Origin of the sequence: Neobacillus mesonae (assembly GCF_001636315.1) — a bacterium.
Classification (GTDB): domain Bacteria; phylum Bacillota; class Bacilli; order Bacillales; family Cytobacillaceae; genus Neobacillus; species Neobacillus mesonae.
Genome location: NZ_KV440949.1, coordinates 1,043,965 through 1,063,980, shown reverse-complemented (window position 1 = coordinate 1,063,980; position 20,016 = coordinate 1,043,965). Strand labels below are relative to the sequence as shown.

The following is a 20,016-nucleotide window of genomic DNA, read 5'->3' as shown; positions in this document are numbered from 1 at the left end:
TAAAAACGAAGTAAATTATCTAAGACAATAAAATAACGATTCGCGAAAAATTTGTAAAACTATTTTGAACTTCGATATAATTAATACGGTTACATATAGTAGAAAAAGGGGGCAAACAAATGGCAAAGTTAGACGAAACATTGACCATGCTGAAGGATTTAACCGATGCTAAAGGAATACCCGGTAACGAGCGTGAAGTGCGCGATGTTATGAAGAAGTACATAGAGCCATTTGCGGATGAAATCACAACCGACGGTCTTGGCAGCTTGATTGCAAAGAAGGTCGGAAAAGAAGGCGGTCCAAAAATTATGGTGGCCGGCCACTTGGATGAAGTCGGCTTCATGGTTACGAAAATTGATGATAAAGGATTCTTGCGCTTCCAGCCTGTTGGCGGCTGGTGGGGCCAGGTTATGCTCGCCCAGCGAGTGACAATCGTAACTAGAAAAGGCGATGTAACCGGAGTGATTGGCTCAAAACCACCGCATATATTATCACCGGAAGCACGCAAGAAACCAGTCGAGATTAAAGATATGTTCATTGATATCGGTGCAGCCAGCCAAGAAGAAGCTGAAGGATGGGGTGTCCGTCCCGGCGATATGGTAGTACCTTACTTTGAATTTACCGTCATGAATAATGAGAAGATGCTGCTGGCAAAAGCCTGGGATAACCGCATCGGCTGTGCAATTGCGATTGATGTCTTGAAGCAGCTGGAAGGTGTCGAGCATCCGAACGTTGTTTATGGCGTTGGGGCCGTACAGGAAGAAGTAGGTCTTCGAGGCGCAAAAACAGCTACATACAAAATTGAGCCGGATATCGGATTCGCTGTTGACGTTGGTATTGCTGGAGATACTCCGGGAATTTCAGAAAAAGAAGCAATGAGTAAAATGGGCAAAGGTCCGCAAATCGTGGTGTACGATGCGTCAATGGTATCTCACAAAGGCTTGCGCGATTTTGTTACTGATGTTGCGGATGAGTTGAATATTCCTTATCAATTCGAGTCCATTCCAGGGGGCGGTACAGATGCAGGTTCAATCCATTTAACTCATAATGGTGTACCGGCACTGGCAATTACGATTGCAACCCGTTATATTCATTCCCATGCAGCTATGCTTCACCGTGATGATTTTGAAAATGCTGTGAAGTTAATTGTTGAAGTGATTAAACGTCTTGATCGTGAGACCGTTGATAAGATTACGTTTGAATAATTTTTTCTGTCTTGGTCCTTTGAATCGGGGTTGTGTATCTTATAGAACATGGTCAAAAAGTCGAAGTATAAAGTATGGGGCATAAAATGAAAAAAGCTGATCCTTTCTTGATATTGGATCAGCTTTTTTCTTAAACAAAAATAATCTCCTTAGTCAATCGGAAATCTCTCGGAGTGATTCCAATTACTTTTTTAAAGGTTGAACTGAAGTAATTTGGTGTGTTAAAACCTGCTATGTCAGATATTTCTTCTATCGTTTTATCAGTATGTCTTAACATCCAAACTGCTTTTCTTAGACGAATAAAGGTAATATATTCTGAAAATGTATTCCCTGTTTCCTTCTTAAACAAGCGTATGAAATGAGAATAACTTAAATTAACATGGCTTGCTACATCTTTTGCGGTTATTTCATCTGAAAAGTGATCTTCCATATATTCCGTACTTTTCTTTATATCAGGCTCTTTTGTAATTTCTTCAAAATATCGTAGTGAAACTTTATGATATGGAGGAAGCGCTCTAGCAATTTTAGATTCATTAAAAGAATGATGCAAAAGCAGTGGGTCACTATATAGCGAACCGACACCAATATAGATTTGAATTCTATACTCCTTTAACAGACGATCTACGATTTTTTCAAATGTTGCGCGTCCTTCTTTCCATTCTTTCACACAACTAATAGGATCGGTTTGACGAAATAAAACAATCAAAGATCTGCGAAAAGGAAGAAAATATACACGCGGAACAATTCCTTTAAATGTCTGTCTAAAATTTGTGCAAATGAGCTGAACCGCCTGATTTTCATCAATAGGGTGGCCATCGAGATGAATGAATCCTTGCACATAACAAACGGTATTAGGAAATTCGTTTTCATTAAACAGCGATAATGATTCAATCATCTCACTTTCCGAATGAATATCCTCATGCAACAATCTTCTTAATATATAATCTTCCATTGATTCATTAAGTTTCATCTTTGTTTTATGTACGGAGATAATTTTCTTACCTTCTACTTGAATCAATGCAATTTTTTGTTGATCAAGCACTTTAATTGCTTCGCTAATACTTCGAAAAAAGGCTGATTTCTTGACTGGAAATAATAATAAAGATTGAATTTGCAAGCGTATGGCTATTGGAGAGGTGTTCACCCATTCTTCATCAAGTAACAATATATAATAGCAATCATAATGCTTCTTTAATCGGTTTACTTTCATCCAATCATATAAGCCGCTCACTTGAACAATTTTTATATGAATGGGCTCATCTAAATAAGCTTGATTAATAACGGAAAGACGATCTTTAAATCTTTCTTGGAGCCATTCCTTAAGCAAAGGATTGATAGCTGGATTCACATATGAAAGACACACCTTATACTTCATTCTCCACCCCCTTATATAATATAACGTGCTAATATGACAAAAACAAGCAATTTTTTATAATATTCAGATATTATATCGTAAGGGTTTCCATTGGGTTTATATATATAATGTGGAAAAAGGAGGAGATATTTGTGGAAAAAGAATATGAATTGACGGATCAGTCACACGGAACGATTGATGTAGCTGAGTTATCCCCACTAGATTCTGACACAAGCGCAATTATGAAATCAGAATTTCGTACAGGTATTAAACTTTCTTCTTTCTATTACGTGTTTATTTTTTTCATCCCAGTCATTAATTGGTTTTTTAAAGACTTTGCCTTTTTCAAATTTTGGGGAGGAATGTCCGTGACTTGGTTTTTAACAACGATTGCCGGAATGGGTATGGCCTTTCTAATCGCTTATATCCATACGAAGCGTTATGAAAAACGATTGGCACAATATGAACAATCAGTTCATGGAAATAAAGGAAAAGGAGGGGTCACGGCATGATCCAAACCTTACTAGAGCCTAAATATTTATTTACTTTCATCTTGATGGGTACGATCATTTATATTACATACCTATCGAAAAAGAGTTCCAGCGCCAGTGATTTCTTCGTCGGCGGTCGATCGTTTGGCTGGTTTACAAACGGTTCTGCAATCGCTGGAGACTACTTAAGTGCTGCTACCTTCCTAGGGTTAGCCGGTTTAACTTTCACCATCGGTTATGATGGGGCATTCTATACGTTTAGCTTTTCTATCGGCCTAACGCTTCTTGCTATTTTCGTTGCAGGGCCATTAAGGAAATTCGGTGCATTTACAGTAGCTGATTTCGTTGCCTATCGTTTTCACAGTAAACGGGCTCGTTTAGTAGCGGTACTGGTCGTCCTTTCGATTTCTGGATTCTATGCCGCTCCACAGTTGCTCGGTGCTGCTCAAATTTTAAGCATGTTTTTTGATACTTCCTATGAATTCGGTATTATTTTTACTTGTTCCGTTATGATTCTATATGTAGGCGTCGGAGGCATGAAAGGAACAACTCTTAATCAGGCATTAGAACTATGGATCCGCCTCGGTGCTTTCGTTATTATGGTAGGTGTAGCCATTTACGGTGGATTGCATTACCAAAAAATCTTAACTGCTATCACTGAATTTAGCGGTACAATTGCTAACACATCTCAATTTACACAAGACGGCAAAGATGTGGCAGTAGATGGACAAGCTTGGTCAACATCCGGAGTCATCACACCTAACTTCATACACACTTTGTCACTCGTCATTGGTTTATCTTTAGGAACTATTGGTTTACCGCATATTTTATTACGCTTTTATACAAATCCAAGCGCTAAAGCTGCACGTAAATCTGCATTAATGGCGATTGGTATTGCTAGTGTCTTCTTCTTATTCGCCGTTTTCCTAGGAGTTGTAGGAAGAGCTTTATTTATCGAGGGGAATGTCAGTCCTGAGGTAATGAAACATTTAATTACCGGTGGAGACAATATGGTTGTGCCATCCATCGCGGAAGCACTTGGCGGAAAATGGTTGCTAGGACTTGTAATTGCCGGTGCCTTTGCCGCGATTTTCTCTAACCTTTCCGGTTTATTTATTGCTAGCTCCGGAGCACTCGCTCACGATTTATACGCTTCTTTTTCTAAAAAAGAATTAACACAGAAGCAGCGTGTAATTGCAGGAAAAGTTTCCATCATCATTCTTGGTGTGTTATACGGTACCTTAGGCTTATTAGTAAAAGGAGCTTCGATCGGTCATTTAGTTGCTTTAGCATTTACAGTAGCTGCAAGTACATTTACACCAATTTTCCTATTCGGAATCTGGTGGAGAGGAATGACAGAAAAAGGAGCAATTGCTGGTCTTCTTGTCGGATTAGCCGTTTCCATGTTTATGATTTTCTTTGCCTCTGCTTTACCACCCGCCTTGCAGTTTAAAGTACCAGGCATCATCACTGTACCAATCGGCTTCTTAACGGTTTATATCGTGTCTAAACTAGACCGCCAAGTACCAAAGGATGTCAATTTATTCATGAAAAAAGTTCACTCAAAGCAAAGGGAAGTAGCTTAATTCGATTTCAAATAAAAGAAACTGGAGCAGCATTTGCTGCTCCAGTTTCTATTTTAGGTGAAAATTTATTTAATGGCCCTGTACCTTAATTTTAGTGTTTTAACCCATTTTCAAGGGTAGTAAGCATTTCTTTTTTATCTGTTTCGGAAGAGTTTTGCCAAATAACTTCAAACAGAACACCAAGGCCAGGCAGCATTTTCTCTTCGCCGCTTTGAATCGCATCAACAATTGTATCTTCTAATTGATCTTGAGTATTTCCGGAAACATTGTGAATAACCGCATTTCGTAAATTTAAATTCATCTCAGCACTCTCCTTTAAAGTCCAATCTTTTTCAATAATATGATTTTCTATTTTTGGTGTTATTATGTATTTTAGATATAATATTAAAATCAAACGTATATTAAAGGGGAAAGAATCATTGAAATATATTCAATCATCACAAAATCCGCAAGTCAAACAATGGAAAAAACTGTTGACGAAAAAAGAACGTGACCGCTCGGACACCTTTTTAATCGAAGGCTTTCATTTGGTCGAAGAAGCTCTCAAGGAAAACCAAGTAGTAGAAGTTATTATTTCGGAAAAAATCGGGATGCCGTCCCGGTTGGATATCGGATCTGCATCTGTCACGATGGTAACTGAAGAAATAGCTGATTCACTGTCTGATACAGAGACCCCGCAGGGCATATATGCCGTTTGCCGCCAGCTGAAAACAGATGATGGTGTTTCGAATGCTAAAACATTCTTGCTGATTGATGCAGTTCAGGACCCGGGAAATCTGGGAACGATGATTCGCACAGCTGATGCCGCAGGAATTGATGCGGTGATTGTCGGACGGGGCAGCGTAGATGTTTATAATTCAAAAGTTTTACGATCAGCACAGGGAAGCCATTTCCACCTGCCAATTATCAGAGGAGACTTACAAACCTGGATAGAGCAGCTGCAAGGGAAAAATATTCCTGTTTACGGTACAGCGCTAGAGGGTGCATCAACATATACTGATATTCCAGCGGCAGAATCATTTGCTTTGATGGTTGGTAACGAAGGCGGCGGTATCAATAAAGACCTGCTTATGAAAACGACGGCAAACCTGTATATTCCAATTTACGGCAAGAGCGAATCACTGAATGTTGCCGTTGCCACAGGAATTCTGTTATATTATTTGCAAAAATAGGCGAAACTTGTTTGAAAGGTTCAAAAAATTATTATATAATAGTGAACAATGTTAATGAAAATAAAAACGATGACGGAGAAAAGTATTATACTTTTTTGACCATCAAGGGAGAAAGTGCCGCGACTGGAAGCACTTTTATGGGAAAGGTATAAGAAGTTCACCTCCAGAGTTGGCATCGGGACCATTTCGATTATGAAATGTAAAGATGCATCGGCAAAAAGCCGTTATCCCAATGAAGTGAACACTAGTGAAGTACATAGGTGTTTATAAGGGTGGTACCGCGACTATAAACCTCGTCCCTTTTAGGGGATGGGGTTTTTTTGCTTTTTTTAAGTGGTGCCTGACACCAAACTATAAGGAGGAAGAGGATCAATGCAAGAGCGTTTAAAGGAATTGCAGGCAGAAGCGATTCAAAAGGCTGCAGAGGCTGCGAGCTTAAAGGAATTGAATGATATTCGCGTTGCTTACTTAGGGAAAAAAGGCCCCATCACTGAAGTATTAAGAGGAATGGGTAAGCTTTCAGCAGAGGAGCGCCCAGTGATGGGAGCACTTGCTAATGAAGTTCGCGAAGCTATTGCAGTTAAAATTGAAGCAAAACAAACGGAGCTTGAGGAAGCAGAAGTTCAAGCGAAATTAGCATTAGAAACGATTGATGTTACGCTGCCAGGCCGCCCTGTTAAAGTGGGTAATCATCACCCGTTAACCAAAATCATTGAAGAAATCGAAGACTTATTTATCGGAATGGGTTATGAAGTGGCGGAAGGTCCGGAAGTAGAGCAGGACTATTACAACTTCGAGGCTCTTAACCTGCCAAAAGGACACCCTGCCCGCGATATGCAGGATTCTTTCTATATCACGGAGGAAATTTTATTACGTACCCATACATCACCAGTGCAGGCGCGGACGATGGAGAAACATCAAGGCAAAGGACCAATCAAAATTATTTGCCCTGGTAAAGTGTACCGCCGCGATAATGATGATGCGACTCACTCCCACCAATTCATGCAGATTGAAGGATTGGTTGTCGGCGAAAACATCCGCATGAGCGATTTAAAAGGAACACTGGAAGTATTCGCTAAGAAAATGTTTGGCGAAGACCGTGAAATCAGACTGCGCCCAAGCTTCTTCCCGTTCACAGAGCCATCAGTTGAGATGGATATTTCTTGTAAAATGTGCGGCGGACACGGCTGTAATGTCTGTAAGCAAACCGGCTGGATTGAAATTCTTGGCGCCGGCATGGTTCATCCAAACGTACTCGAAATGGCCGGCTATGATCCGAAAAAATACAATGGATTCGCTTTTGGAATGGGGCCCGAGCGGATTGCAATGCTGAAATACGGTATTGATGATATCCGTCATTTCTATACAAATGATGTACGTTTCTTAAAACAGTTTGCGATTGAGGAATAGGAGGTAGAGGAAATGTTCGTTTCATATAAATGGCTCCAGGACTATGTTGATTTAACTGGAGTAACTGCAAAGGAACTCGCTGAAAAAATCACGAAAAGCGGGATTGAAGTTGAAGGTGTAGAAGTTTTAAATGAGGGAATTAAAGGAGTTGTCGTCGGTCATGTTCTTGAGCGCGAGCAGCATCCAAATGCCGATAAATTAAACAAATGTCTTGTTGACATTGGTGCTGATGAGCCGGTACAGATTATCTGCGGTGCACCGAATGTTGACAAAGGGCAAAAGGTTGCTGTCGCTACAGTCGGAGCGAAACTGCCAGGGAATTTTAAAATTAAAAAGGCAAAGCTTCGTGGCGAAGAATCCAACGGAATGATTTGCTCGCTTCAGGAGCTTGGCATGGAAGGAAAAATCGTTCCGAAAGAATATGCGGAAGGCATTTTTGTTTTTCCAGCTGATGCAGTAGTCGGGACTGATGCGATCGCCGAGTTAAACAGAGACGATGAAGTGCTTGAGCTCGGGCTTACGCCTAACAGATCAGATTGCCTAAGCATGCTTGGCGTTGCCTATGAAGTTGCAGCAATTTTAGGAAAAGATGTAAAGCTACCGGAAACGAATGTTGAAGCGGCAGCTGAGAAGGCTTCCGATTATGTAAAAATTGTCGTCGACGTGCCGGAAGACAATCCGCTATATGCGGCAAAGATTATTAAAAATGTCAAAATCGGACCGTCACCGTTATGGATGCAAACCCGCTTAATGAATTCCGGAATCCGTCCGCACAACAATGTGGTCGATATTACAAACTACATTTTGTTAGAATACGGACAGCCGCTTCATGCGTTTGACTACGACCGACTAGGATCAAAAGAAATCCTTGTCCGCCGTGCGAACGATGGCGAGAAATTTACAACTCTGGATAATGTCGAACGAACTTTAACATCTGACCATCTTGTCATTACAAATGGCACAGAACCTGTTGCTCTAGCTGGTGTAATGGGCGGTGCTAATTCCGAGGTTACTGATGATACGACTACTGTATTGTTAGAAGCCGCTTATTTTAACGGTCAGACTGTAAGAAAAGCATCGAAAGATCATGGATTACGCAGTGAGGCCAGCGCACGCTTTGAAAAAGGTGTCGACCCTAACCGCGTTCGCCCAGCTGGTGAAAGAGCGGCGTACTTAATGGCTAAATACGCTGGCGGCGAAGTGTTAGAAGGTGCCGCTGAAGTTGACACTTTAACAATTGAACCAGCCGTTGTTTCTATTACCCTTGAAAAAATCAATCGTGTATTGGGTACAAATCTTGGAATGAGCCAAGTAAAAGACATATTCGACCGCCTGCAATTTGAGTCTTCGGTTGAAGGTGAGACAATTACTGTCACAGCTCCAACCCGCCGTGGTGATATTAAAATAGAGGAAGATTTGGTGGAGGAAGTGGCTCGCCTATATGGTTACGATCATATTCCGATGACATTGCCAGTGGGCTCCTCAACACCAGGAAGATTATCAGCGTATCAAAAGAATCGCCGCGTTGTCCGTCAATATCTTGAGGGAGCCGGTCTTTATCAGGCAGTTACTTATTCATTAACGAGTGAAGATAAAGCGGCGCAATATGCACTTGAGACACGTGAAGCGATTCATTTAGCAATGCCGATGAGCGAGGACCGCAGTGTGCTCCGTTTAAGCTTATTGCCACAGCTATTAGAGGTTATGAAGTATAATAGTGCCCGTCAAAATGACAGCTTAGCTGTATATGAAACGGGTAATGTCTTTTTAGCAAATGGTGCGGATACCCTTCCTGAGGAAAGAGAGCACTTAGCAGCGGCCATCACCGGGCTTTGGACCAATCATTCCTGGCAGGGGGAGAAGAAGCCTGTTGACTTCTTTGTTTTAAAAGGTATTTTAGAGGGATTATTTGCGAAACTTGGTTTAACGGATAAGGTAGAGTATGTTCAAGCACAGGTAGACGGTCTGCATCCAGGACGAACAGCGGAAATCAAGCTGAATGGTTCTGTAATTGGCTTCATCGGTCAAGTTCATCCAAGCGTTCAAAAGGATCTGGACCTAAAAGATACGTACGTATTCGAGCTTTCCTTAAAAGCCGTGCTTGAAGAGGAAACGGAAGATTTACACTATGTTTCCATCCTGCGCTTCCCTTCCATTACAAGAGACATTGCCCTCGTGGCAAACAAAGAAACGGTGTCAGGCACCTTGAAGAATATTATTCTCGAGGCCGGCGCTCCGCTTCTGAAGGAAGCATACGTCTTTGACCTATATGAAGGCGATAAGATGGAAGAAGGCAAGAAATCAATTGCTTTCTCATTGAAGTACGCTGACCCTGAGCGGACTCTTACAGATGAAGAAGTAACAAAGGTTCACGAAAAAGTGCTTGCAGCATTGGAAGAGAAGGCTGGAGCAGTATTACGGGGATAATATTTGGGAAAAGCTAGCTTTCGGGCTAGCTTTTTTTTGCGTAGATTTTAGATTCGCTAATAAAAACGTGTTTTTCGCTAATAAAAGCGACAAAATCGCTAATATCACCCTAAAATTCGCTAATAAAAGTTTTTAAGAAAAATATTTTTTACAAACCTCGTCAAATTTCTGCAGGAATTTCGACTAGCTCGCAAGAAATTAATAATCAAAATTGAAAGGAGTGATTATTTTGATCGTAAAAGCAAGGGCAATTCCATTAAAACTTCTGATTTTGGCAGCAATTTTGCGGCGGCTTCCGCTAAACCATGAAAAATACCAGGCAATTTTAGAAGAATTTAAGAGGAGAGAGGCCGGATACCAGGGGGAGGTATCATTGGATTACTACTATAGATTCCTGCCGCAGCAAAAATATAGAATCTTCCACGACTTAAACCTACCAGACGGTGATTATAACTGCCAAATTGACACACTTCTAGTTTCTCCAGAATCTGTTCTAATTGTTGATGTAAAGAATATGGCTGGTAAATTAATTTTTGACACCGAAAATCAACAGTTTATTCAAATCAATCATGACAAAGAAAAAGGTTACCCAGATCCAATCGCCCAGGCGGAAAGACATAAAGAATACATCCGAAAATGGCTCGCTGCTAACGGTTTTCCGCCGGTACCAATTGATTATATAGTGGTCATCAGCAATTCCCATGCTATATATTCGATTAGGGGTCCTAACGCCCGCATAGTAAAGCCCCGTGTATGCAAGGCCGATGCGTTTCTCAGCAAAATGCAAGTTTTAGTAAAAATGTATCCAGACCCAATTCTCAGCGAAAAAGACCTTCGAAAGATTTGCCGACTCCTAGTGAAAATGAATACCCCTCCAACAAACTTTCTTCTATCTAAATATGGGATTGATCGGTCCGAATTGCTTCCTGGCGTCCACTGTCCCAAATGTAAGCTTCTTCCAATGATTCGTAAAAAGCACAAATGGTATTGCCCGCGCTGCGATTATTATTCTACAGATGCCCATTTAGGTGGATTAATGGACTATTTCCTATTATATGAGATGAAAATTACAAATAAGCAGTTTCGGAAGTTTGCACTTGTACATTCAATTCATACAGCCAAAAGATTATTAGTTTCTGATAAATTAAGTTTTTCGGGATCCAATAAATGGAGGGTTTATTTTCCGAAAACATTTCCTTGGTAAAAATCAAATCGCTAATATACCGCATAAATTCGCTAATAAACACGCTAGAATCGCTAATATAACTAAAAAAATCGCTAATAAAACTTTTTATAAGCAAATTTATAGTAATAACTGTAAGTTAAAATACAAAAAATCTGCCCCGCAGCATAATCGCCGGGGCAGATTTCTCTAAATCGTGTATTTTTCAAAGATTTCATCATATTTTTTCGCTAATTCGAAGTCTAAATCTGTTAGTCCGCCGGCGCTCCAAGTGGTAAGCCGTAATGTGACTAACTTGTAGTCGATCGAAATGAAGGGGTGATGCTGCCGCTCCTCTGAAAGCTCGGCAATATCATTTACAAAGGCAACGCCCTTTAAAAATTCCCGAAAACGATACCTTTTCAAAATAAATTTTCCGTCTAATTTCCAGCCGCTTAACCTGCTAACATACTCATCGATCTCCATCCCATCTAACCTCCGCATACCGAAGCCTCCCTCTCTTAACCCCTTTTCTTCCGAACAAGTGCCATTGCCTTGTCTGTATTGGCGAAGTGAAGTTTTACAAATGAACTAAGGCTGTCTGGCCCCTTTTTCAAAATAAGCTTTGCCGCGGCTTCATCAACGAGAGAACCGGCACCTTTAGGAATTCGGAAGCCGGCTGCGTCACTCAGCTTATCTATATATTGAATAAAGACATAACGGGCGAGGATGCTGGCAGCGGCCACGGCTAAATGGATGCCCTCCGCTTTCGTGCTAAAATAAACATTTTCACGGGCAATTGCTTTTTGTCCCTTCAGATGCAGAAAATACGTGCTTTGCTGGACAAATTGGTCAATTAAAATGGCCTCTGGTTTTTCAGGTGCAATTTTCTCCAAAACTTTTAAGATTGCTTGATTGTGAAGCAATGCCTTCATTTTTCCCTGAGACATCCCTGCTTGCTGGACTTGATTATATTTATCATTTTTTAAGGTCATCAAACTAAAAGGAACAACATCTTTAATTGACTTTGCAATCTCAATGATTTTTTCATCGTTCAAATCCTTGGAATCCCTCACACCCAATTCTTTTAATATCGGAATATGTTCTTTTTTCACATAGGCGGCTACAACGGTAATCGGGCCGAAAAAGTCGCCTGTGCCGACCTCATCGGAACCAATCACGGACATTTGTCCAATCCCTGTAGGAACATTACCTTTTGCCGCTGACTTCGATTTGCCAGCCGCCGTATGTCCGGAAATACCCGGCTTGCCAGCGTTACCTAATTTTCCAGCCGCTGGAGCCCCAGCATCCTGCCATCTTCCGGCTTCCCTATCACAATCATTACCTTGAAACAATACTTTACCCGATTGGTAGGCCGTGATCGTGCAGCCGGAGGTTTTGGCGACAAACACACTCCCAGGAGGATTCTTACCCAAGAGCTGTTTTTCATAAAATTTATTCATTGCATTAATCGATTCTTTACTACAAATTAAAACAATTTGTCCCATTATTTAACACCACATTTCTTTTGACTTTTCCGTTTATTTCGTTCGTGTTATGATAAAGTGTAGGATTCTTTGATTGGAGGCATTGACGTTGTCGAATACACAGAAAAATAGAATATCCGTTGATATATTTGGAACTCAATACGTTATATTGGGAACAGAAGGCAAAGACCACATTCGCCATGTCGCATCATTAGTTGACAATAATATGCGGGAAATCAGTTCCAAGAATCCAGGGTTAGACGTAAACAAGCTTGCTGTATTAACAGCGATAAATGCAGTCAATGATTATCTTAAAATGAAAGAAGAGTTAGAACGGCTGCAAACAGAACTACAAAAAGAAAAGGAATTATAAATATGTTAGATTTAGCAATTATTATTTTTCTCGTGATTGGTTTCTTTGTAGGCCTAAAAAGAGGCTTCATCTTACAGCTTGTTCATTTAACAAGTTTTATTATCGCATATGTGGTTGCCTATTTGTACTATGGAGAGTTGGCTCCTAAATTAACGCTTTGGATTCCATACCCTACTTTTGGGGACGATCCGACATTAAAAATCTTAACAGGCTCAAGCGATATGGAAACTGCTTTTTACCGAGCGATTGCGTTTGTGATTATCTTTATTGCGGTAAAAATTGTCTTGCAGATTATCGGCTCCATGCTTGATTTTATTGCCCATCTGCCGGTTCTTAAGCAATTTAATATTTGGGCTGGCGGCATTCTAGGCTTTTTAGAAGTCTACTTAATTATCTTTATTGTATTATATATTGCTGCGCTCATTCCAATTGAACATTTCCAAACATTGTTAGATCAATCGTCTTTAGCAAAGACTATTGTAAATTACACACCGATTCTTTCGGAACAAGTAAAAAGCTGGTGGATTGATAATACAGCTGCGTGAACTTCTCTGTAGCAGAGAAGTTTTTCTATTGTCCAGCCCGGCGTCTAGCCACAAGGCGCTTACGCTTTTCTTTTGATGGGCAAAATAATAATGTGATTTTAAGGCAGGTGGATACCATGAAAGTAAATAAAAAAGAATTAGTACATCTTTTAGAGATGATTGCGATTTATATGGAATTAAAAGGAGAGAATCCCTTTAAAGTTTCAGCTTTTCGGAAAGCTGCAGGAGCTTTGGAAGCGGATGACCGAAGCTTATCGGAAATTGAGGATTTCACTGCGATCCCCGGGATTGGTAAAGGGACAGCCGCTGTTATTGATGAATACATAAAAGAAGGCACTTCATCCGTTTTGAAGGAACTTAAAGAAGAGGTGCCTGCCGGCTTAATTCCGCTTCTGCAGCTGCCGGGGCTTGGCGGTAAAAAAATTGCCAAACTGTATAAAGAATTAGGTGTTACCGATGTTGCCAGTTTAAAAGAAGCGTGCCAGGCGGAGAAGGTTCAAGCGCTTGCAGGTTTTGGGAAAAAGACCGAAGAAAAGATTTTAGCAGCAATTGCTAATGTCGGTACAAGACCGGAACGGCTGCCACTCGCGTATATGCTACCGGTTGCGGAACAGATTGAAGCAAGGCTGGCTGAAATAAAAGAAATTAATCGCTATTCACGGGCGGGTAGTTTAAGAAGGATGCGGGAAACTGTAAAGGACTTGGATTTTATCATTGCTACAACCGAGCCGGAATCAGTACGCGAGCAATTATTATCGTGGCCAAGCATTAAAGAAGTCATCGGTGCCGGTGATACAAAGGTTTCGCTGGTTTTTGAACTTGATTATGATATTTCTGTGGACTTCCGTATCGTGAAACCGGAAGAATTTATCACCACCTTGCACCATTTCACCGGATCCAAGGACCATAATGTCCGCATGCGCCAGCTAGCCAAGGAACGCGGCGAAAAAATAAGTGAATACGGTGTCGAAAACAGCGAAACGGGCGAGATAGTAACATTCGCTTCAGAAGAAGAATTTTTCAAGCATTTCAATCTGCCGTTTATTCCCCCAGAAATTCGCGAAGATGGGAAAGAAGTAGAAACATTTTCAGTCAATGAGGGGTTAATCGAATTATCCGATATAAAGGGCGATCTCCATATGCATACGACATGGAGCGATGGAGCTCATTCTATTGAAGAGATGGTGGAAGCATGCCGGGCCCGAGGCTACCGCTATATGGCCATTACCGATCATTCACAATATTTGAAGGTGGCAAATGGACTTACTTCTGAGAGATTGCTGAAGCAAAACGAAGAAATTAAAAAATTAAATGAAAAATACGATGATATCCTGATTTTATCTGGAGTTGAAATGGATATCCTGCCGGATGGCACTTTGGATTATGAGGATGATGTGTTAGCGGAAATGGATTTTGTTATTGCTTCGATTCATTCTGCTTTTTCCCAGTCTAAGGAAAAAATTATGGAGCGGTTGAAAACGGCGCTTAAAAATCCGCACGTTGATTTAATTGCCCATCCAACAGGCAGGAAAATTGGTCGCCGCGACGGATATGATGTTGATATTGATCAGCTGATTGAGCTGGCGAAGGAAACGAATACAGCATTAGAATTAAATGCAAATCCTAATAGGCTAGACTTGAAGGCGGAATATTTGAGAAAAGCTCAGGAGGCGGGCGTAAAAATTTTCATCAATACCGATGCCCATCGAAAAGAAACATTAAGCCACATGGAAATCGGTGTATCTGCCGCTAAAAAAGGCTGGATAAAAAAATCAACGGTGCTCAATACCCTTGAACCGCAGGAATTGCTTAACTTTTTGCATAACCGACATTGACCAATTAAGGAGGGTTAACCTCATGCAAGAAAGAGTTTTAAAAGTATTAGAATTTACCAAGGTGCGGGAGCAGCTGCTAGAGAATGCGGCTTCTCCGCTTGGGAAGGAAAGAATTATTAACTTAGTACCGTCCACGGATTTTGCGGAGGTGGTCAAGCTTCAGGCAGAAACGGATGAGGCGGCAACAGTGTTTCGAATTAAAGGCAACATCCCATTATCGGGGATTCATGATATTAGACCGCATATTAAGCGTTCTGTCATTGGCGGTGTGTTAAGTCCGCATGAGCTGATGCAAATTGCCAGCACGATTCATGCGAGCCGGCAAATGAAACGTTTTCTTGAAGAAATTGACGAAGAACGCACGGAAATACCGATTTTAAAGGAACAGGTGGACCAGATCATTCCGCTTACGAACCTTGAACAAGATATAAAGCAGGCAATCGATGAAAGCGGCGAGGTTTTAGATGGGGCAAGTGACCTTTTGCGTTCCTTAAGGCAGCAGCTTCGTTCGAATGAAGCACGGGTACGTGAAAAATTGGAAAGTATGATTCGTTCCTCCAATGCCGGGAAAATGTTGTCTGATGCGATTATTACCATTCGTAATGACCGTTTTGTTATTCCGGTTAAGCAGGAATATCGCAGCCACTACGGCGGGATTATTCATGACCAGAGCGCATCAGGGCAGACATTATTTATTGAGCCGCAGGTGATCGTCCAATTAAATAATCAGCTGCAGGATATTCGCGTAAAGGAGCAGCTGGAAATTGAACGGATTCTTACTGAACTGTCAGCAAATGCCGCAGAATATGAGAGTGAACTGCAAATCATTGTAAAAGTAATGGCAAATTTAGATTTTGTTTTTGCCAAGGCAAGATATGGGAAAAAAATCAAAGCTGCCATGCCGGCAATGAATAATGAAGGCCGGATAACCTTATTTAAAGCAAGGCACCCATTAATTCCGATGGACGAAGTTGTAGCTAATGACATTATGCTTGGGCAAGATTATACAACAATTGTCATTACCGGACCAAACACGGGCGGGAAGACCGTTACGTTAAAGACGCTTGGCTTATGCTCACTAATGGCGCAGGCAGGCTTACAGGTTCCGGCCCAGGACGGTTCAGAGCTTGCTGTATTTGACTCTGTTTATGCTGATATCGGAGATGAACAATCGATTGAGCAGAGCTTAAGTACATTCTCCTCACATATGGTGAATATTGTAGAGATTTTAAATAGAGTTGGTTACAATAGTCTCGTTTTGTTTGACGAGCTTGGTGCCGGTACCGACCCGCAGGAAGGCGCGGCATTGGCGATCTCGATTTTAGATGAAGTTCACCGAATCGGTGCAAGGGTTGTCGCTACAACACACTATCCGGAATTAAAAGCCTATGGCTATAACCGTGAAGGTGTATTGAATGCCAGTGTAGAATTTGATGTGGAAACATTAAGCCCGACCTATAAACTATTGCTTGGCGTGCCTGGCCGCAGTAATGCGTTTGAAATTTCCAAACGTCTTGGCCTGAATGAGAAAGTGATCAGCAACGCTCGTTCACACGTAAGTGAGGACACAAATCAAATTGATAAGATGATTGCATCATTGGAAGCAAGCAAGCGGCAGGCAGAAATTGAGCAGCAGGAAGCGCGAGATTTTTTAAAGCAGGCGGAAAAACTGCATAAAGACTTGCAAAAACAGATGATAGAATTTTACGAGAAAAAGGATTCGATGCTTGAGAAAGCCGCCGAAAAAGCTGAAGAAATTGTGGATGAGGCGAAAAAAGAAGCGGAGCATGTTATCCGAGACCTTCGGAAAATGAGGACGGATAAGGTTGCTGAAATTAAAGAGCACGAATTAATTGATGCCAAAAGACGTCTCGAAAAAGCAGCTCCTGAGATAACGAAATCAGCTAAGCTGGTGGATAAGAAAAATAAAAAGCAAAAGTATATGCCTGGAGATGAGGTAAAGGTTCTTTCATTTGACCAAAAGGGTACATTAGTGGACAGAGTGTCGGTTGATGAGTGGCAGGTTCAAATTGGAATTTTAAAAATGAAGGTCAAAGAAAAAGATATGGAATATCTTGGTGCCCCCGCCGAGGTCAAGGAAACAAGACCGCTTGCAATTGTGAAGGGGAGCGATTCTCATGTTAAACTAGAGTTAGACCTGCGTGGAGAACGGTATGAGGATGCCCTGTTAAAGGTAGAAAAATATATCGACGATGCACTGCTTGCAAGTTATCCGCGCGTATCGATTATCCACGGAAAAGGTACAGGCGCCTTAAGACAGGGAGTACAGGAGTATTTGAAAAACCATCGTTCTGTCAAGAAAATCCGCTTTGGTGATGCCGGTGAAGGTGGTACAGGCGTCACTGTAGTTGAATTTAAATAATGTCCGGGGAGTTCTTGCAATGAAGCACTTTTGGGAAAATGAGTATGTTCAAATTGCAGCCTATTACAGTGTCGTTATTTTATGTATGATAGTTTTTTTAGCGATATTTGAATTAGTCACTAAATATAAAAATTGGGATGAAATTAAAAAGGGCAATCTTGCCGTAGCCTTGGCAACCGGTGGAAAGATATTCGGTGTTGCTAATATCTTTCGTCATACAATTGAAGCGCACACTTCTCTGCTGTCGATGATTGGCTGGGGGATTTATGGTTTTTTCTTATTGTTAGTCGGCTATTTTATTTTTGAGTTTTTAACACCGAAATTTCATATTGACGAAGAAATTCAAAATGATAATCGTGCTGTAGGCTTGATTTCGCTGATTATTTCAGTTGGGCTGTCCTATGTAATCGGGGCAGGCATTTCGTAAGAGGAGAATGGAAAAAGTGGAAACTTTAGCTAAAGTATTGATCGGCTTATGCGGCGTGTTTTTACTAATTGGAATTATTTATATGGTGTTTTTCGCCTAAAATTTTTGTTGCTGTACAGACAGTCAGCAAACCATTAAAATCACCGCTGGACTAATTGTTCCAGCGGTGATTTTTTTATACTTTGGAACAAAGTAATTGTGCAAATTATCAGAACATTAATTGTTAATTAGTAAGTACTGTAATATAATAAAAGGAGTAATTGGAATTATTTAAAAGTTTAATAACAGAGGAGGTTTTTGAATGACGGAATCTAAACCGTGGTTGAAATTGTATCCGAAAGAAATTCCCGCAGCCATCGATTACTCCTTTGAATCAGTACAAAAATACCTTCAAGATTCAGCTGGAAATTTCCCCGATAAAGCAGCACTGCATTTTATGGGAAAAGAAATGACCTACAAGCAGCTAAATGAAGATGCCATAAAGCTAGCCGGATATCTGCAGGAACATATAGGAATCGCTAAAGATGATCGGGTTGCCATCATGCTTCCGAACACTCCTCAAGCGGTCATAAGCTATTTTGCGGTCCTGATGGCCGGCGGAATTGTCGTTCAAACGAACCCATTGTATACGGAGCGTGAGCTCGAATACCAAATGAAGGATTCAGGGGCAAAGGCAATCATTACGCTTGATATCCTCTACCCGCGGGTCACTAAAGTTATGCAGCATACAGAATTAAAGCACACCATTGTAACTTCCATCAAAGACTACCTGCCGTTTCCGAAAAATCTCGTTTATCCCTACATCCAGAAAAAGCAATATGGAATTGTCGTCAAAGTAAAACACAAAGGAAACTCCCACCTGCTTTCCGAAATTTTAAAAATGGAACCGCTTGAATTGACAAAATATGAGATTAATCCTGAAGAAGACTTAGCACTGCTGCAGTATACAGGCGGCACGACCGGTTCACCAAAAGGGGTCATGCTGACTCACAAAAACCTAATGGCGAATACCACCATGAGTGAAAAATGGATTTATAAACGTAAACCAGGCGAGGACACCCTTCTCGGCATTGTTCCATTCTTCCATGTATATGGCATGACGGTTTGTATGTTATTATCCGTTAAAATGGCCTGTAAATTGCTGATTATGCCAAAATTTGATGCTCTCGACACATTAAAGGCAATCCATAAATACCGGCCGACGCTGTTCCCTGGTGCGCCCACCATTTATATTGGGCTCCTCAATCATCCGGATTTACAAAAGTATGACCTATCATCCATTGATGCATGCATCAGCGGGTCTGCACCGCTGCCGGTGGAAGTTCAGCAAAAATTCGAAGAAATTACAAAAGGCAAACTGGTGGAAGGTTATGGACTTTCAGAAGCATCGCCTGTTACCCATGCTAACTTTTTATGGGATGTGGAACGGGTAAAAGGCAGTATTGGTGTTCCATATCCTGATACAGATGCAAGAATTATCTCCTTAGAGACTGGTGAAGCATTGACTGCAGGAGAAATCGGTGAAATAGTCGTTAAAGGTCCGCAGATTATGAAGGGCTATTGGAACCGTCCTGAAGAAACTGCTGATGCTTTAAAAGATGGGTGGCTTCATACTGGAGATCTCGGTTATATGGATGAAAAAGGCTTTTTTTACGTGGTTGATCGAAAGAAAGATATGATTATCGCCGGTGGATACAATATTTATCCGCGGGAAATTGAAGAAGTATTATATGAACACCCGGCTGTATTGGAGGTTGTTGCGGCGGGAGTGCCCGATCCATACCGCGGGGAAACGGTGAAGGCATACATCGTCTTGAAAGACGGTGCAGCGGTTACACAAGAAGAAATGAACCAATATGCAAGGAAATACCTCGCTGCCTATAAGGTCCCAAGATTATATGAATTTAGAAAAGAGCTGCCTAAAACGGCCGTAGGAAAAATTTTAAGAAGAACGCTAGTGGAAGAAGAAAAACAAAAAATAGATGAAGAAAATAAAAAGCATGCCTAGCGAAAAGAGTTATAATTTTTTTTTTTGAAAGAAAGGCTTGTCCCGCTGTCATTTTAAAGATATTATAAAGAAAATTACCCAGTATTTCTTGACAGAAATACATATAAAAATTATTATAAAAATATGAATGATGATTCATTCATATTTTTAC

General features: G+C 41.0%; 17 protein-coding genes and 1 other annotated feature. Of the genes, 13 read left to right on the top strand and 4 right to left on the bottom strand.

What is annotated here, in order from left to right:
• The first annotated feature begins 119 nt into the window (after nucleotides 1–119).
• Nucleotides 120–1,205, top strand: a complete 1,086-nt coding sequence (locus A6749_RS05360; RefSeq protein WP_066386023.1) for a M42 family metallopeptidase — start codon at nucleotides 120–122, stop codon at nucleotides 1,203–1,205.
• A gap of 130 nt (nucleotides 1,206–1,335) precedes the next feature.
• On the opposite strand, the gene A6749_RS05355 is transcribed toward A6749_RS05360, so the two are convergent.
• Complete coding sequence (locus A6749_RS05355; RefSeq protein WP_066386022.1) at nucleotides 1,336–2,580, bottom strand: helix-turn-helix transcriptional regulator; 1,245 nt, start codon at nucleotides 2,578–2,580, stop codon at nucleotides 1,336–1,338.
• 131 nt (nucleotides 2,581–2,711) lie between these two features.
• Between A6749_RS05355 and A6749_RS05350 the strand changes: the two genes are divergently transcribed.
• Entirely contained in the window at nucleotides 2,712–3,071 is a 360-nt protein-coding gene (locus A6749_RS05350) for a hypothetical protein (protein WP_236719623.1), read from the top strand.
• The gene (locus tag A6749_RS05345; RefSeq protein WP_066386020.1) at nucleotides 3,068–4,636 is read left to right on the top strand and encodes a sodium/solute symporter; all 1,569 of its coding nucleotides are present in this window, start codon (nucleotides 3,068–3,070) and stop codon (nucleotides 4,634–4,636) included. Before A6749_RS05350 ends, A6749_RS05345 begins: the two co-directional genes overlap by 4 nt.
• 91 nt (nucleotides 4,637–4,727) lie before the next feature.
• On the opposite strand, the gene sspI is transcribed toward A6749_RS05345, so the two are convergent.
• Complete coding sequence (sspI, locus tag A6749_RS05340; RefSeq protein ID WP_066386019.1) at nucleotides 4,728–4,937, bottom strand: small acid-soluble spore protein SspI; 210 nt, start codon at nucleotides 4,935–4,937, stop codon at nucleotides 4,728–4,730.
• Between the two features lie 118 nt (nucleotides 4,938–5,055).
• Here sspI and A6749_RS05335 point away from each other — a divergent pair, with 118 nt between their 5' ends.
• The 4 genes from A6749_RS05335 to A6749_RS05320 all read left to right on the top strand — a co-directional run bounded on the left by A6749_RS05335 (nucleotide 5,056) and on the right by A6749_RS05320 (nucleotide 10,849).
• Nucleotides 5,056–5,808: a TrmH family RNA methyltransferase gene (locus A6749_RS05335; protein WP_066386018.1), complete on the top strand. Its 753-nt coding sequence runs from the start codon at nucleotides 5,056–5,058 to the stop codon at nucleotides 5,806–5,808.
• 60 nt (nucleotides 5,809–5,868) lie between these two features.
• Nucleotides 5,869–6,112: a binding site (T-box leader), on the top strand.
• 68 nt (nucleotides 6,113–6,180) lie between these two features.
• A complete protein-coding gene (gene pheS, locus A6749_RS05330; protein ID WP_066386017.1) occupies nucleotides 6,181–7,218 on the top strand; it encodes a phenylalanine--tRNA ligase subunit alpha in 1,038 nt (345 codons plus the stop codon).
• 12 nt (nucleotides 7,219–7,230) lie between these two features.
• A complete protein-coding gene (pheT, locus tag A6749_RS05325; protein WP_066386016.1) occupies nucleotides 7,231–9,645 on the top strand; it encodes a phenylalanine--tRNA ligase subunit beta in 2,415 nt (804 codons plus the stop codon).
• A gap of 229 nt (nucleotides 9,646–9,874) precedes the next feature.
• On the top strand, nucleotides 9,875–10,849 hold the full coding sequence (locus A6749_RS05320) for an NERD domain-containing protein (RefSeq protein WP_161487112.1): 975 nt from the start codon (nucleotides 9,875–9,877) through the stop codon (nucleotides 10,847–10,849).
• 168 nt (nucleotides 10,850–11,017) lie between these two features.
• On the opposite strand, the gene A6749_RS05315 is transcribed toward A6749_RS05320, so the two are convergent.
• Nucleotides 11,018–11,311: a 4a-hydroxytetrahydrobiopterin dehydratase gene (locus tag A6749_RS05315; protein WP_066386015.1), complete on the bottom strand. Its 294-nt coding sequence runs from the start codon at nucleotides 11,309–11,311 to the stop codon at nucleotides 11,018–11,020.
• 17 nt (nucleotides 11,312–11,328) lie between these two features.
• Nucleotides 11,329–12,315 (bottom strand): ribonuclease HIII, encoded by a 987-nt coding sequence (rnhC, locus tag A6749_RS05310; protein WP_066386014.1) that lies wholly within the window; start codon nucleotides 12,313–12,315, stop codon nucleotides 11,329–11,331.
• Between the two features lie 88 nt (nucleotides 12,316–12,403).
• Here rnhC and zapA point away from each other — a divergent pair, with 88 nt between their 5' ends.
• The 6 genes from zapA to A6749_RS05280 all read left to right on the top strand — a co-directional run bounded on the left by zapA (nucleotide 12,404) and on the right by A6749_RS05280 (nucleotide 19,865).
• On the top strand, nucleotides 12,404–12,667 hold the full coding sequence (gene zapA, locus A6749_RS05305) for a cell division protein ZapA (RefSeq protein ID WP_066386013.1): 264 nt from the start codon (nucleotides 12,404–12,406) through the stop codon (nucleotides 12,665–12,667).
• 2 nt (nucleotides 12,668–12,669) lie between these two features.
• A complete protein-coding gene (locus tag A6749_RS05300; RefSeq protein WP_066386012.1) occupies nucleotides 12,670–13,212 on the top strand; it encodes a CvpA family protein in 543 nt (180 codons plus the stop codon).
• Between the two features lie 116 nt (nucleotides 13,213–13,328).
• Nucleotides 13,329–15,047 (top strand): DNA polymerase/3'-5' exonuclease PolX, encoded by a 1,719-nt coding sequence (gene polX, locus A6749_RS05295; protein ID WP_066386011.1) that lies wholly within the window; start codon nucleotides 13,329–13,331, stop codon nucleotides 15,045–15,047.
• 22 nt (nucleotides 15,048–15,069) lie between these two features.
• Nucleotides 15,070–17,430, top strand: coding sequence for an endonuclease MutS2 (locus tag A6749_RS05290; protein ID WP_066386010.1), 2,361 nt, complete (start codon nucleotides 15,070–15,072; stop codon nucleotides 17,428–17,430).
• A 19-nt stretch (nucleotides 17,431–17,449) separates the two neighbouring features.
• Nucleotides 17,450–17,857: a DUF350 domain-containing protein gene (locus A6749_RS05285; protein WP_066400833.1), complete on the top strand. Its 408-nt coding sequence runs from the start codon at nucleotides 17,450–17,452 to the stop codon at nucleotides 17,855–17,857.
• 301 nt (nucleotides 17,858–18,158) lie between these two features.
• Nucleotides 18,159–19,865 carry an AMP-binding protein gene (locus A6749_RS05280; protein ID WP_066386009.1) on the top strand — a complete coding sequence of 569 codons (1,707 nt, stop codon included), beginning with the start codon at nucleotides 18,159–18,161 and terminating at the stop codon, nucleotides 19,863–19,865.
• Nucleotides 19,866–20,016: the final 151 nt, after the last annotated feature.

Bases quoted from the DNA above. Each gene is read 5' to 3' on its own strand.
- A6749_RS05360 (WP_066386023.1), top strand. From the start codon at position 120: ATGGCAAAGTTAGACGAAACATTGACCATGCTGAAGGATTTAACCGAT.
- A6749_RS05355 (WP_066386022.1), bottom strand. From the start codon at position 2,580: ATGAAGTATAAGGTGTGTCTTTCATATGTGAATCCAGCTATCAATCCT.
- A6749_RS05345 (WP_066386020.1), top strand. From the start codon at position 3,068: ATGATCCAAACCTTACTAGAGCCTAAATATTTATTTACTTTCATCTTG.
- sspI (WP_066386019.1), bottom strand. From the start codon at position 4,937: ATGAATTTAAATTTACGAAATGCGGTTATTCACAATGTTTCCGGAAAT.
- pheS (WP_066386017.1), top strand. From the start codon at position 6,181: ATGCAAGAGCGTTTAAAGGAATTGCAGGCAGAAGCGATTCAAAAGGCT.
- pheT (WP_066386016.1), top strand. From the start codon at position 7,231: ATGTTCGTTTCATATAAATGGCTCCAGGACTATGTTGATTTAACTGGA.
- A6749_RS05315 (WP_066386015.1), bottom strand. From the start codon at position 11,311: ATGCGGAGGTTAGATGGGATGGAGATCGATGAGTATGTTAGCAGGTTA.
- rnhC (WP_066386014.1), bottom strand. From the start codon at position 12,315: ATGGGACAAATTGTTTTAATTTGTAGTAAAGAATCGATTAATGCAATG.
- A6749_RS05300 (WP_066386012.1), top strand. From the start codon at position 12,670: ATGTTAGATTTAGCAATTATTATTTTTCTCGTGATTGGTTTCTTTGTA.
- polX (WP_066386011.1), top strand. From the start codon at position 13,329: ATGAAAGTAAATAAAAAAGAATTAGTACATCTTTTAGAGATGATTGCG.
- A6749_RS05290 (WP_066386010.1), top strand. From the start codon at position 15,070: ATGCAAGAAAGAGTTTTAAAAGTATTAGAATTTACCAAGGTGCGGGAG.
- A6749_RS05285 (WP_066400833.1), top strand. From the start codon at position 17,450: ATGAAGCACTTTTGGGAAAATGAGTATGTTCAAATTGCAGCCTATTAC.
- A6749_RS05280 (WP_066386009.1), top strand. From the start codon at position 18,159: ATGACGGAATCTAAACCGTGGTTGAAATTGTATCCGAAAGAAATTCCC.